The 14,089-nt window shown below is 74.4% G+C and carries 8 protein-coding genes; 2 read left to right on the plus strand and 6 right to left on the minus strand.

The annotated features are described in order from the left end of the window. Positions 1-120 precede the first annotated feature (120 nt). The 3 genes from ACR807_RS14090 to ACR807_RS14100 form a co-directional block, all read right to left on the minus strand. Positions 121-1,572 (minus strand): glycoside hydrolase family 43 protein, encoded by a 1,452-nt coding sequence (locus tag ACR807_RS14090; protein WP_438921740.1) that lies wholly within the window; start codon positions 1,570-1,572, stop codon positions 121-123. Positions 1,573-1,586: 14 nt separating this feature from the next. Then, entirely contained in the window at positions 1,587-2,981 is a 1,395-nt protein-coding gene (locus tag ACR807_RS14095) for a family 43 glycosylhydrolase (protein WP_438921741.1), read from the minus strand. A gap of 206 nt (positions 2,982-3,187) precedes the next feature. Continuing rightward, on the minus strand, positions 3,188-3,796 hold the full coding sequence (locus ACR807_RS14100; RefSeq protein WP_438921742.1) for a TetR/AcrR family transcriptional regulator: 609 nt from the start codon (positions 3,794-3,796) through the stop codon (positions 3,188-3,190). A 92-nt stretch (positions 3,797-3,888) separates the two neighbouring features. Here ACR807_RS14100 and ACR807_RS14105 point away from each other — a divergent pair, with 92 nt between their 5' ends. Continuing rightward, entirely contained in the window at positions 3,889-6,105 is a 2,217-nt protein-coding gene (locus ACR807_RS14105; protein WP_438921743.1) for a glycoside hydrolase family 3 C-terminal domain-containing protein, read from the plus strand. Between the two features lie 92 nt (positions 6,106-6,197). Further along, the gene (locus tag ACR807_RS14110; protein ID WP_438921744.1) at positions 6,198-7,367 is read left to right on the plus strand and encodes an ROK family protein; all 1,170 of its coding nucleotides are present in this window, start codon (positions 6,198-6,200) and stop codon (positions 7,365-7,367) included. Positions 7,368-7,527: 160 nt separating this feature from the next. Here the strand turns inward: ACR807_RS14110 and ACR807_RS14115 are convergent, their stop codons facing one another. Genes ACR807_RS14115 through ACR807_RS14125 form a run of 3 tightly spaced genes read right to left on the minus strand, consistent with a single transcriptional unit; the run spans position 7,528 to position 14,070 of the window. Next, a complete protein-coding gene (locus ACR807_RS14115) occupies positions 7,528-8,499 on the minus strand; it encodes a hypothetical protein (RefSeq protein WP_438921745.1) in 972 nt (323 codons plus the stop codon). Positions 8,500-8,539: 40 nt separating this feature from the next. After that, positions 8,540-10,090, minus strand: a complete 1,551-nt coding sequence (locus tag ACR807_RS14120) for an OmpL47-type beta-barrel domain-containing protein (protein ID WP_438921746.1) — start codon at positions 10,088-10,090, stop codon at positions 8,540-8,542. Between the two features lie 20 nt (positions 10,091-10,110). Next, positions 10,111-14,070, minus strand: coding sequence for a ThuA domain-containing protein (locus ACR807_RS14125; RefSeq protein WP_438921747.1), 3,960 nt, complete (start codon positions 14,068-14,070; stop codon positions 10,111-10,113). Positions 14,071-14,089: the final 19 nt, after the last annotated feature.

Consider the following 14,089-nt stretch of genomic DNA (forward strand, 5'->3'; position numbering starts at 1 on the left):
TGGAGGGGCACTCGACGACGACCCGGTCGGGCAAGCAGGTCACCCGGGGCGAACTGCACGTCGGTGCTCACCAGGTCTTCGAGGGCGCCGGGTTCGTCGAGGTCGGGAACCCGGCGGGGTTCACCCCGTCAGCCGGAACGTCGCGTCCGCCCTCCCCGTCGCGTCCGTGATCGGGTCGAGCCGCAACTGGTAGCCGTAGTGGCGGATGTGGCGGTCCGGGTGGTTGTACGACTGGAACGACGCCCACGACGAGGAGGCCAGCCCCGCCACCTGGCGGAACGAGGCGTCACCGCCGAACGTCGCGGTGCCGTCGTTCGCGGCCAGCACGAAGTCGAAACCGTAGTGCCGCAGGTAGTGACCGGGGTAGTTGACCGACTGGAACGACACCGTGCCCGTCCCGGCCAGGCCGGTCACGACGCGGAACTGGGAGTCCTGCACCGGGCTCACGTTCGGGTCGATCCGCACGTCGAAGTCGGCGTGCCGCACGTACCGGTCCTGGTGCGTGTACGACTGGATGCGGCTGACCGGTGCGGACGCGCCCCACTTCGCCAGCACCCGGCCCTCCTCGGCGGCGGTGAGGTTGAGGATCGAGCCGTGCCGCTTGCGCGTGCCGCCCAATGAGAAGTCGGTGCGGGTGGCGAAGTTCCGCGTGCTGCCCAGGTTCGACGACGTGATCGGCATGTACCCGCGCCCGGTGGCGTACTGGTCCAGCCACAGCGCCCACTCGGTGCGGCCGTTGAAGCGCATCCACATCGGACCCTCGACCACGGTGCCGCCGGTGGCCCCGTTGGAGATCCCCATGTGCGACAGGTTGCCGATGGTGGTCCACGTGCCCAGGATCGAGTTGCTGCCCTCGACGGTGATGTGGCCGTCGGCGGAGGCGCGGAAGTAGCGGTACCCGCCCACGCCCTCGGGCGACTCGACCACCTGGGTGTCGATGACGCCCTGCCCCGCGCCCCGGTCGAGGTAGAGCACCGGCGTGCTCACGGACCGGAAGTCCCTGGTGCGCACGTAGTAGATGCGGTGCTTCTTCACGCCGTTGAGCGTCGCGTTCGTCGCCCAGTAGACGACGTAGTCGCCGGACGCCGGGTCGTGGATCGCCTCGGGGGCCCACGCGTCGCCCGCACCGGGGATGCCGCCCGCCACGTTCAGCAGGCGCGGCGCGGACCAGGTGACCAGGTCGGTGGACTCCCACACCACCAGGGACTTGCTGCCGTTGTTGGCCGCGTCGGACCACGACGTGCCGCTCGCGATGCGCAGGTCCGTCGCGATGATCCAGTACCGGTCGCCGGCGGGGGAGCGGACCAGCGCGGGGTCGCGCACGCCGCGCGTGCCCACGGTGGACAGCAGCACGGGCGCGCCGTTGTTCAGGTCGGTCCAGCGCAGGCCGTCCCGGCTGTGCGCCAGGTGCAGCTGCTCGCCGGTGGCGTGCTCGCCGGTGAAGTGCGCCATCAGGTAGCCGGTGAACGGCTCGGCGGCCGACGCGCGCGGGGCGGTCGGGGCCGACCAGGACGTGAGCAGCAGGGCGGCGGCGGCGAACAGGGCGCCGACCCTCGTGGTCGTTCGGGACACAGCGGGACTCCTCGTCACAGCGTCGGGACGATCGGGCTGATGGTGCCGTCGGCGTTGAACGCCATGCGGTCGACGGTCACCTCGCGGTTGGTGCCGTTGCCGGCGGGCACGGCGAACCGGTGGTAGGCCGCGTACCAGGTGTCGGTGCCGGGCACCCGCACCACCGAGTGGTGGCCGGGCCCCTTGACGCCGAGGTCCAGGCGCTTCTGGAGCACGACCCCGCGCTTGGTCCACGGGCCCAGCGGCGACGGGCCGGTGGCGTAGGCGACGCGGTAGTCCTCGTCGCGCGTGTCGTTCTCCGACCACGTGAAGTAGTAGGTGCCGTTGCGCTTGAGCACGAACGACGCCTCGCGGTAGCCGCTCGGGGTGGCGGTGCGCACCTGCGCGGGGTCGAACGACACCATGTCCGCGTTGAGCGGCACGACGTGCGCGGCGCCGTTGCCCCAGTACAGGTAGGACCGCCCGTCGTCGTCGGTGAACACCATCGGGTCGATGGCCTGCCCGGCGTACGCCCCGGCGCGGACGAGCGGGCGCCCGAGCGCGTCGCGGAACGGGCCGGTGGGCGAGTCGGACACCGCCACGCCCAGGTGCTTGCCCGTGTCGCCGAACGCCGCGCCGCCGCTGAAGTACAGCCAGTACCGGCCGTTCTTCGCCACCACCGCCGGCGCCCACGCCGAGTCGTCCGCCCACGACACGTCCGGGCCGAGGTCGAGCACCGGGCCGTGGTCGGTCCAGTTCACCAGGTCGGTGGAGGAGAACGCCTTGTAGTACGGCGAGGCCCAGCCCGCGTAGCCGTCCGTCGTGGGGTAGAGGTGGTAGCGGCCGTCGAGGTGCACGATGTGCGGGTCGGCGAACAGGCCGGGGAGCACCGGACCCCTGGTCGTCTTCGGGGTCCACGGCGCGGTGAGCCGGAACGAGCTGTCGGCGCGGAAACCCGCGGTGTCCTGGTACGGGTCCACCCACAGCTCGAAGTCGCGGTGCCGCAGCCGCCGGTCCGGGTGGCTGAACGGCACGAGCGACACCGAGCCGGTCACCGACCCGGCCGCGGCGCAGAACGTCGCGTCCTCGCGGAACCGCGCGTCACCCGTGTTCGGCTCCAGGCGCACGCGCCAGTCGCGGTGCCGCAGGAACATCCCGTTGGCCGCCTGGAACGAGGAGCACGACGGCGAGGCCAGGCCGTTGACCGCGGTGAACGTGGCGTCGGACTTCACCCGCGCCGTGCTGCCGGCCGTCACGGGGTCGAGCCGGCCGAGGAAGTCGACGTGCCGGACGTACCGGCCGGGGGAGTTGACCGCCTCCAGCGACCTCGCGCCGGCGGGCAGCGGGGCGGCGGAGGCGGCGGCCGGCAGGGCGAGCGAGGCGGCGAGGACGAGGAGCGACACCGCGCAGGCGCGGGCTCGTCGGTGCATGGTCTGCTCCGATCTGCGGTGGTCGGGGCGACAAGCTCTTGTTAGCGCTAACAACCGAGGGTGCGGAGCGGCGGTGTCGACGAGTGGGGTGGGTCACCTTCGTAACGCGGGGAGTGCGGCGTTGTCAACAGCGGCTCTCGGGTGACGGTGTTAGCGATAACGCGATCCGGTCGGCTCCGGGTGCCGCGTCGACCGCGTCGAGCGGGCTAGCGCGACCCGGCGAACAGCACCTCGGCGGCGGCTTCCCACTGCTCGACCAGGTCGGTGGTGGCGGGTGCGCGCAGCCACTGGACCTGGAGGCCGTCCATCATCGCCACGACCTGCCGGGCCAGGGAGCCCGGTGAGCCGGTGAGCCCCTTGGCGAGGTCGGTGAACACGGCGAGCGTGCTGTCCTGGCGGGCCGCGAAGTAGGCGTGCGCGGGGTGGCTCGGGGCCAGCGACTCGGCCTCCAGCACGGCGAACAGCCGCACGATCTCCGGCTGCGCCGCGTTGCGCCGCACCAGCGCCGAGCACATCCGCCGCAGGTCCACGCCGGTGAGGTCGACGGGCGGCGCGGGCGCGCCCAGTTCGGCGGCGAGCGTCCGGGCGTCCTCGGCGTCGCGGTGCTCCAGGACGGCGATGAGCAGGCCGTCCTTCGACCCGACGTGGTGCAGCAGGCCGGGCACGGTGAGGCCGCAGTCGTCGGCGACGTCCTGCATCGACAGGCCCCAGAAGCCCCGTTCGGCGATCAGCCGGGTGGTCACCTCGACGATCTGCCGCCGCCGCTCGGCCGCCGGCAGGCGCGCACGGTCCCGCCGGGCCGGTTCACCCGCCACGGTCGCACCCCCTGCCGTCCGGTCGCGCCCAGGGTACCGTGGGCCGAGTACTTAGTAGGTACTCAGTAACGCGGGACCACGAAGGGAACACCGTGAGCACCGACGACCGGCCGCCGCACCTGTCCACGGCGGAGAAGGCCGCGCTGACCAGCGGCGGCGACTTCTGGCACACCACCGCCGTCGCGGGCGTCCCCGCGATCACCCTCACCGACGGGCCGCACGGCGTCCGCGCGCAGCGCGCCGGCGGCGACCACGTCGGCCTGCTCGACAGCGAGCCGGCGACCTGTTTCCCGCCCGCCGTCGCGCTCGGCTCCACCTGGGACCCCGACCTGGTCCGCCGGGTCGGCGAGGCGCTCGGCGAGGAGGCCCGCGCGATGGGCGTGCACGTCCTGCTCGGCCCCGGCGTCAACCTCAAGCGCACCCCGCTCGGCGGCCGCAACTTCGAGTACTACGCGGAGGACCCGCTGCTCGCCGGCGTCCTCGCGGTCGAGTGGGTGCGCGGCCTCCAGAGCCGGGGCGTCGGCGCGTCGCTCAAGCACTTCGCGGTCAACAGCCAGGAGACCGACCGGATGCGGGTGAGCGCCGACGTCGACGAGCGCACCCTGCGCGAGGTGTACCTGAGGGCGTTCCGGCGGGTCGTGCGGGACGCCCGGCCGTGGACCGTGATGTGCGCCTACAACAAGGTCAACGGCGTCCACGCCTCCGAGCACCACTGGCTGCTCACCGAGGTGCTGCGCGACGAATGGGGCTTCGACGGTCTGGTGGTGTCCGACTGGGGCGCCGTGGTCGACCGCGTCGCCGCCGTGCGGGCCGGGCTCGACCTGACCATGCCCGGTCCCGACCCCGCCGGGGACGAGGCCCTGGTGCGGGCGGTGGAGGACGGCACGCTCGACGCCGCCGCCCTGGACACCGCCGCCGACCGGGTCCTGGCCCTGGTCGACCGGGCGGTCGCCGGGGCCGACCCGGCGGCGACCCGCGACGCCGACGCGCACCACGCCCTCGCCCGGGAGGTCGCCGCGCGCGCCGTCGTGCTGCTCAAGAACGACGGCGGCCTGCTGCCGCTGCCGCGCGGGGGCGTGTCGGTCGCGGTCGTCGGCGAGTACGCGCGGAGCCCGCGCTACCAGGGCGGCGGCAGCTCGCAGGTCAACCCGACCCGGCTGGACGACGCGCTGACCGCGATCAGGGGGCTGACGTCCGCGCCCGTCGCGTTCGCCGCCGGCTACTCGCTCGACGGCGACGACGGGAACGGCGGGGCGCTCGCCGCCGAGGCGGTCGAGACCGCGCGGGCCGCCGACGTGGCGGTGGTCTTCATCGGCACCGCGCAGGAGACCGAGGGGCTCGACCGCGCCTCGCTCGACCTGCCCGCCGACCAGGTCGCGCTCGTCGAACGGGTCGTGGAGGCCAACCCGAGGACCGTCGTCGTGCTGTCCAACGGGGCCGTCGTGCTCACCCGCCCCTGGGACCGCGCGGTGCCCGCCCTGGTGGAGGGGTGGCTGCTCGGCCAGGCGGGCGGGAGCGCGCTCGCCGACGTGCTGTTCGGCGTGGTGGACCCGTCGGGCCGGCTCGCCGAGACCATCCCGCTCGCGCTCGCCGACCACCCGTCCCACCTGGACTTCCCGGGCGAGGCCGGGCACGTCCGCTACGGCGAGGGCCTGCACGTCGGCCACCGCGGGTTCGACGCGCGCGGGCAGGAGGTCGCCTACCCGTTCGGCTTCGGCCTGTCCTACACCACCTTCACCTACGGCACGGCGAGCGCGTCCACCGCGGACGGCGGCGTCGAGGTGCGGGTGCCGGTCACCAACGACGGCGACCGGGACGGCCGCGAGGTCGTCCAGGTGTACGGGAGCGTGCCGGGCTCGGCGGTGCGCCGCGTGCCGCGCGAGCTGAGGGGCTTCGCCCTCGTCGAGGTCCCGGCCGGGCGCACGGTCGAAGCCGTGGTGCGCATCCCGCGCGCCGACCTGGAGCACTGGGACCCGCGCCTGGGGCGGTGGGTCGTCGAGGGCGGCGAGCACGTCTTCGAGGTCGGCGCGTCGTCGCGCGACCTGCGCGCGGCGGTGTCGGTCGTGGTCGACGGCGACGACACCAGGGTGCCGCTGACGGCGGACTCGACGCTCGCCGAGTGGCAGGCCGACCCGAGGGGCGCGCAGGTGTTGGGAGAGGCCCTGGCCGACGGCGGGGGCGGGATGTTCGCCGACCCGCAGGTCTTCGCCTTCCTCGGCAGCCTGCCGCTGGGCCGGCTCGGCGCGTTCCCGGGCAGTCCGCTCGACGCCGCGCGGGTCGCCGACCTGGTCACCCGGGCCAACCCCTGAGGCCAGGCCGCCGACCGGTCCGTTCGGATGATCCCCAGTGCGCCGCAACACGAAGCTGACCAGGAGCTTTCACGCTCTGCGACACTGGGCGGATGGACAGGGCACCGGGCTACGCCACCGCCTCCCCCGCCGCGGTCCTGCGCCTGCTCAGGGACGGCCGGCCCCGCACCCGGGCCGACATCGCGGCCGAGACGGGGTTGGCGCGGTCCGCCGTCCGCACCCGCCTGGAGGCGCTGCTGGACGCGGGGCTGGTCGTCGGCGGCGGCATCGGGCAGTCCACCGGCGGCCGGCCGGCCGACCTGTTCTCGTTCAACGCCGGCGCGCGGTCGGTGCTGGTCGCCGACGTCGGCGCCACCCGCGCCACGGTCGCGGTGACGGACCTCGACGGCCGGCTGTCGGCGGTCGAGGAGGTGCCGCTGGACATCGCGGACGGTCCCGCCGCCGTCCTGCCGCTGCTGGTCAAGACGTGGCGCGGGATGCTCCCCGACCTCGACCCGGCCACCCTGGCCGGTGCGGGCATCGGCCTGCCCGGTCCGGTGGAGCACTCCAGCGGCCGGCCGAACAACCCGCCGATCATGCCCGGCTGGGACGGGTTCGACGTGCCGGGCGCGGTCGGCGCGGAACTCGGCGTGCCGGTCCTGGTCGACAACGAGGTCAACCTGATGGCGCTGGGCGAGCACACCCGGTGCTTCCCGGACTCCCGGCACGTGATCGTCGTCAAGATGGCCACCGGCATCGGCGCGGGCTTCATCAGCAACGGCGTGCTGCACCGGGGCGCGGCCGGCGCGGCGGGCGACCTGGGGCACGTGCACGCGCCCGGTGCGGGCGACGTGCTGTGCCGGTGCGGCAACACGGGCTGCCTGGAGGCCGTGGCGGGCGGACCGGCGCTGGCGTCGGCGCTGCGGGCGCGGGGCGTGGAGGCGTGGACCGCGGCGGACGTGGTGCGGCTGGTGCGCGAGGGCAGCGCCGAGGCCGGTCGGGTGGTGCGCCAGGCGGGCCGCGAGGTGGGCGAGGTGCTGGCGGCGTGCGTCAGCATGTTCAACCCGTCGCTGATCGTGGTGGGCGGCCTGGTCGCCCAGTCGGGGGAGATGCTGCTGGCGGGCGTGCGCGAGTCGGTCTACCGCCGCTCCCTGCCGCTGGCGACCCAGGACCTGCGCATCGTCACGTCCAAGGCGGGCACCGAGGCGGGTGTGCTGGGCGCGTCCGTGATGGTCGTGCAGCACGTGCTGTCGGCCGAGGTCCTGGACCGCCGGCTGACCTGACGCCCCCGGCGGCCCTGGACCCCGGCGGCCCTGGACCCGCCTGGCGGTCCCGGACCCGCTCGGCGGCCCTGGACCTGTCCGGCGGACCTGGACCCGCCCGGCGGTCCCGGACCCCCGGCGGTCCCGGACCCGCGCACGGGCCGGGACCGGGATCGCGCGGTCACAGACCGGCGGGACCCCTCGCGGCGACCTCGGCCCGCGCCTCGGCCGCCCGGTCCTGGGCGCGCCGCCCGCCCGTGCCGCGGGCGGTGTCGTCGGCGAGCGCGGCACCGGCCGCCGGTGCCGGCGCGGTGTGGTCGCCGGTGATGCCGCCGCGGACCCGGTTGTCGGCCGCCACCTCGGCCACCGGGTTGTTGGCGGTCAGCCGGAGCTCGCCGTTGATCACGTTGTCGTGCAGCGTGGTGCGGCCGGTGGTGCTGGAGACGACGACGTCCCGGGCGAAGTAGCCGCCCGAGGCGCAGGTGTCCAGCGCGCCGTTCGGCCCGAGCTGGATGCCGCCGAGGCTGCCCGCGAACGTCGCCCTGCCCTGCACCGCGCCACCGCACACGACGCTGCCGGTGGCGTTGTTCAGCACCGACAGCGCGCCGTCCACGAAGGTGTCGTGCAGGTCGGTGAAGTACGCGCCGCTGGTGCCGACGTCGCCGGTGATCTCGCTGCCGGTCACGCTGACCTCGCCGGACCCGGCCGTCAGGTCGCCGTCGATCGACGAGCCGCCCTCGACGAACAGGAACCCGTCGGCCGCCGCCGAGCCCCTGGGCTCGACCACGACCCGGCCGGTGCCGGTGTTCTTCAGGAACACGCCGAACCCGCCCGGCGCGAGCACGACCTGCCCGTCGACGCGGGTGTCGGTGGCGTCGAGGTACCCGTCGGCGGCGACCCGGACCTCGCCGTTGACCGTGCCGCCCGTCACCACCAGGTTGGCGCCCGCCGCCACCTGCACGTTGCCGGTGACGGTGGTGCCGGCCAGCGAGCACGACCCCCCGGCGGGCACGAGCAGGTCGTTGGGGACCGTCACGGCCCCGCCGCTGCCCACGCAGTGCGTGACCAGGCCCGCGTGGGCGGTCGGGGCGAGCACCGCGGCGGCGGCGACGACGCTCAGGGTCGCGAGTGCGGATGCGGTCCGTCTGGCCATGGTCGTTCTCCCTGCTGGGTGCGGACGGGGCTGGAGGGGGTCAGGTGCCGATGTCGGAGCGCGAGGCGGCGCGCACGAGGACGCCCTGCTCCCGCCGGGTCAGCAGGCCGCGGGCCACCAGGTCGCCGGTGACGCGCTCGACGTGCCGGACGAACGCGCCGTGGTCGGCGTGCCCGCCGTGCTGGTCGATCAGGTCGCTGACGGTGCAGCCGTTCCCGGTGTCCCCGTTCGGGACGCCGGTGTCGTCGTCCCCGATGACCACCGTCCGCCGCGTGTCGGAGTCGGGGCACGCGTCCTGCCCGGGGGCGACGACGGTGAACGACAGCGACTTCTCCGGCGCGGTGTTGCCGGCCCGGTCGGTGGCCCGGTAGCGCACCGCGTGCGCGCCCTCCGCGCGCACCGCGACCGGCGCGGTGTAGCGGGTCCACGCACCGCCGTCCACGGTGTGCTCGATGGAGTCCACGCCGGAGCCGTCGTCGCCGGCGGTGATCGTGACGGTCGCGGTGCCCAGGTAGTTCCCGACCGGGTCCCGCTCCCCGGTCACCGCGCCGGCCGTCGTCGGCGGCGTGGTGTCCTCGACCGGGCGTTCCACGACGGTGAAGCCGCTCATGCCCTCCGCGGAGGTGTTGCCGGCGTTGTCGGTCGCGCGGTGGTGGACCATGTGCGCGCCGGGCGCGGTGACCTCGACCGGCGCGGTGTAGGGCGTCCACGGACCGCCGTCCACGGTGTACTCGGTGCTGCGCACGCCGGAGCCCGCGTCGGTGGCGGTGACCGTCACGGTCGCCTCGCCGAGGTAGTGGCCGTCCGCGTTCCGCTCGCCGGTCACCTGCGCGGCGACGACCGGCGGGGTGGTGTCCTCGGCGGGCCGTTCGACGACGGCGAACCGCGCGGACCCCACCGGTGACGTGTTGCCGGCCTCGTCCGTCGCCCGGTACTGCACCGAGTGGTCGCCCACCGAGGTGACGCGGACCGGCGCGGTGTAGGGCTCGAACCCGGTGTCGTCGACCTGGTACTCCACCAGGGCGACGCCGGACCCGGCGTCGGAGGCCGTCACGGTGACCGCGGCCGCGCCCAGGTAGTCGCCGTCGGCGTTCCGGTCGCCCGCGACCTGGGCGGCGACCTCGGGCGGTGTGGTGTCCTCGCCGCCGCCCTCGGTCACCACCAGCTCGCCGACCATCGTGCTGTGGCCCGGGATGGTGCAGTGGTAGCGGTACCTGCCGGGCGTGAGCACGACGTCGACCTGGTGGCGGCCGTTGGCGCTGTCGAACGGGTTGGCCAGCACGTCCACGTCGACGTCGTGGTTGTAGCCGGGCGTCTCGGTGTCGAAGGTCAGCGTGTGCGGCATCCCGGTGGTGTTGCCGGTCGCCTCGCTGTTCTCGAACACGAGGGTCGCCGCGCCCGCCACCGCCCCGGCGGGCGCGGACCTGTAGCGGGTGATGTCGTTGTCCGCGGTCCACGTCAGCACCTGGGCGGCGGACACCGGCGCGGGGAGCACGGGCGTCGGGAGCGCGGACGCGGGGAGCGCCGAGGCCGGGAGCGCGGACGCCACCAGCAACGAGCCCACCACCGCGGCGACGGAGCGCCGGAGCACGCGGAACCTCCCCCGGGCGGTCACAGCGACCGCACCCTGATGTCGCGGAAGTCGACCACGTCGTTCGTCCCGTGGTTCTGGAGGCCGAGGAAGCCCTCGGCGAACTGGCGCAGGTCGGTCGGCGGGTCGCCGGCGCGGGACGACTGCTTGCCCGGCGCGTTGTCGAACTCGTTGATCACCACGCCGTCGCGGGTGATCGTGTAGCGCTGCCCGACGACCCTGATCTCGTAGTCGCTCCACACGCCCTTCGGAGTTGCGCCCGCGCCCGGCAGCCCGACCGGGTCGAAGTTGTAGACCGAGCCGGTCTTCTGCGGCTCACCGGTCTCCCCGTCGTAGATCTGGACCTCGTGCCCGCAGAAGATCGCCACCCACGCGGGGGACGTGCGGGCGCTGCCCGTGGTGCCGCAGCTGTCCGGCGGTCGCTGCTCCAGCGGTGTGCGCGGGTCCGGGAACCGGGTGAACACGCCGCTGTTGGCGCGCGTGCCCTCCGGTGAGGAGTCGCGGAACCGGAGCTTGACCGAGAAGTCGCCGAACCGCTTCGCGTGGTACCACAGCATCCCCAGCCCGCCGGAGGACCGCAGCACGCCGTCCGGCTGGACCGAGAACGACCCGGACGGCGCCTGCGTCCACCCGCGCAGCGACTGCGCGGTGCCGTCGAAGATCGGCTCGTAGCCGGTGTTGGCGGGCGTGCCGACGTCGGACGCCGCCGCGGCGCGCGCCAGGGCGCTGTTCTCGCGCCCGCCGATCACGCCGTCGCGCTGCAACCGGTCGGCCAGCGCGGTGACGTGGCGGACGAACGCGCCGTGGTCGGGCCACGCGCTCTCGTCGTCGACCAGGTCGTTGATCGTGCAGCCGCCGCCGACCTGCTCGTTGGGCACGCCGGAGTCGACTGCGCCCGTCCACACCGTGTCGCGGTCGTCGGGCACGGCGCACCCGACGTCCACCTCCAGCGGCACGACGTGCCGCTCGCCGTCGGCGTAGGTCACGGTCAGCGTCGCGTCGTAGGTGCCCGGCCTGGCGTAGGTGTGCCGGGGGTCGGCCTCGGTGGAGGACGTCCCGTCGCCGAACTCCCAGCGGTGCTCGACGCCGCCGGCCTTCGAGCCGGTGAACGCGGTGGTGAGCGGCTTGCCCTGCACGGCCACCGAGGTCGCCGCGGGCACGGGGGTGGGCGCGCCGCCCCGGTAGGAGACCCTGATCAGCTTCTGGTTGGCGTGCAGGCTGAAGAACCCGCCGCCGTAGTCGAGCAGGTACAGCGCGCCGTCCGCGCCGAACTTCGCGTCCATCCAGCTCTGGAGCCGGTCGTCGCCGTTGCCGCCCGGGATGATCGCCCGCAGCGTCTCGACGAACACCGGCGGCGCGGCGGTCGGCACGCCGTCCGGGTCGACCGTGACCGCGACCCGGTTGGCCGAGCTGCTCTGGTCGCCGATGAACCACTTGCCGTCCCAGTGCTCCGGCCACGCGACGCCGCTGCCGGTGTCGACCAGCTCGCGCCGGTAGGTCGGCCCGGTCATCACGGCCTGGCCGCCACCGCGCAGCCACGGCTGGGTGTAGGTGGCCTCGGCCGCCTTGTACGACGGCACGCCGTCCGGGCGCAGCGGGAACACCGGGCCGCCGCCGCCCGGCGAGTACCAGATCATGTTGTCCTTCACCGGCGGCAGGTCGACCAGGCCGGTGTTGCGCGGCGAGGTGTTCTTCGGCGCGTCGCAGTCGTACCAGCCGGTCAGCACCTTGGCGTCGGTGTCGCTGCGGTCGCGGTAGGGCTGCCGGTTGCCCATGCAGTACGGCCAGCCGTGGTTGCCCGCCTCGGTGATGATCGTCGCGGTCTCGTACTTGGCCGGTCCCAGCTCGGGGCTCGGCGCCGTGGCGTCCGGGCCGACCCACGCGGCGGTCAGCCACTGCGTGACCGGGTCGACCTGGAGCCGCGAGATGTTGCGCACGCCCATCACGTAGATCTCCGGGCGGGTCTTGTCGGTGCCCGGCGGGAACAGGTTGCCCTCGGGGATCGTGTACGTGCCGTCGGGTTCGGGGTGGATGCGGATGATCTTGCCGTTGAGGTCGTTCGTGTTGCCGGCCGTGCGGCGGGCGTCCTGGAAGGACAGTCCCTGGTGCTCGGCCGTCCAGTTGTTGCCCGAGTAGCCCTGCGAGCCCTCGGATGAGTTGCTGTCACCGGAGCCGACGTAGAGGTTGCCCGCCGCGTCGAACGCCATGCCGCCGCCCGCGTGGCAGCAGCTGTGCTGCTGGGCGGTCCACTGCAACAGGTCCGCGCGCGAGGCGAGGTCGATGGTCCGCGTGGCCCGGTCGTAGGTCAGCCGCGAGATCGTGCGCTTGCCGGTGCGCTTCTCCCGGTCCACGGTGTCGTGCGGCATCCAGTAGACGTACAGCCACCCGTTCCGCGCGAACGCCGGGTCGGGCACGATCCCGAGCAGGCCCTCCTCGTTCTTGACCAGCTCGGAGCCGCTGCCCCGGTTGCCCATGACGGGCAGCGTGGCCAGCAGCTCCACCTCCCCGTCGCCCGGCGAGTACCGGTGGATCGTGCCGCAGCCCAAGCCGACCTCCGGCTTGGCCCAGTCGGCGATCGGCCCGGTCGGGCAGGCCGCCTTGCCGACGTAGAAGACCGTGCCGTCCGGCGCGACGGTCAGGCCGTGCGGCTCGCCGATCTGGTCGAGCTGCCCCTTCTGGTTGGCCGCGGTCAGCCGCTCGACCTCGTAGTTGGCGGCGATGGTGGCCCGGCAGTCGCCGCGCACCACCCCGGTGGTCCACTTCAGCGCGCCGGCGAGGTGCGCGCGGAACGCCTGCGCGTCGTAGCTGCCCTCGGTGTGCCCCATGCCGGTGTAGAAGGACCGGCCGCCGTCGTAGTCGCGGCACCAGGACACCGGGTGGAACGCGCCGTTGGCCCCCGGGCCGGGCCGGTAGCCCCACTCCTCGACCTGGGCGACGGTGTGCACCAGGCCGACCGGGTTGGGGTCCCAGTTGTACCAGCGGTCGGTCAGCGTGACGTTGGGCGGCAGGTCCTCGGTCGCCGGGTGCAGCCGGTCCAGGACGTTGACCCGGGCCTGCTGCACGGCGGGCGTGGGCGGGGGAGTGGGGTCGCCGGACAGCAGCCTCAGGTCGGCCAGCTGGATCAGCGGCTCGCCGCCGTTCGCGGTGACGGCCAACCGGTAGTGCTGGAACGACCGGGGTTCGGCGACGGTGAACGTGCGGGTCAGCAGGCGGTCGTCGAAGGTCTGCCCGGTCCGCCGGTCGAGGTCCGTCCACGTCGTGCCGTCCGCCGAGCCCTGGAGGGTCCAGTCGCGCGGGTCGCGCCCGGCGGCGTCGTTGGCGGAAGTGAGCGAGTAGCGGTTCACCGCGGCGGCGGCGTTGAGCCGGTAGGCGACCCAGGCGGTCGTGGCGCGGGTCAGCCACTTGGTGCGGTCGTCCCCGTCGGTGAGCTTCTCCTTGGTCTCGTTGGGCGGGTTCTCGCCGCTGGCCGTCACGGCGGCGACCGCCTCGGGCGTGTTGTCGCCGCCGGCCGGGCGGGTGCCGATGAGGCCGGTGAACCAGGCCGACCCGGCCTGCGCCTTGGCCGCGTCGCCCACGCCGAGGAACCCGCCGCCGTTGCGCACGTACGCCTGGAGCGCGGCTTCCCGCTCGCGGCCGAGCGCGACGCCCGCCGCCGACAGGAACACCACGCCGCGGTGCCCGGCCAGCCCGTCCGGCGTGAACACCGCCGGGTCGGACGACGTCTCCACGGTGATCCCGTTCGCCGCGCCGATCTCCCGGAACGCCCGCGCGGCACGCGCGACCGGGTCCTCCTGCCCGTCCGCCGGCCCGTGGAAGACCAGCACCGACGTGCCCGCCGCGGTGACCGCCGGCGCCCGCGGGGCCTGCGCGGTCGCCGGGGTCGGGACGAGGACCCCGCCCACCAGCGCCGCCGCGGCGGTCGCCGCCACCAGCGCCCGCGTCCCCCCGCGCCGCCTGCCCGGAGAAAACCCTCTGCCCATTGCCGACTCCTTCACCGTA

The organism is Saccharothrix sabaoui (assembly GCF_051756985.1).
GTDB lineage: Bacteria > Actinomycetota > Actinomycetes > Mycobacteriales > Pseudonocardiaceae > Actinosynnema.

What these genes read in the sequence shown, in the direction of transcription:
- ACR807_RS14095 (WP_438921741.1), bottom strand. Translation starts at nt 2,981, where the DNA reads ATGCACCGACGAGCCCGCGCCTGCGCGGTGTCGCTCCTCGTCCTCGCC.
- ACR807_RS14110 (WP_438921744.1), top strand. Translation starts at nt 6,198, where the DNA reads ATGGACAGGGCACCGGGCTACGCCACCGCCTCCCCCGCCGCGGTCCTG.
- ACR807_RS14115 (WP_438921745.1), bottom strand. Translation starts at nt 8,499, where the DNA reads ATGGCCAGACGGACCGCATCCGCACTCGCGACCCTGAGCGTCGTCGCC.
- ACR807_RS14125 (WP_438921747.1), bottom strand. Translation starts at nt 14,070, where the DNA reads ATGGGCAGAGGGTTTTCTCCGGGCAGGCGGCGCGGGGGGACGCGGGCG.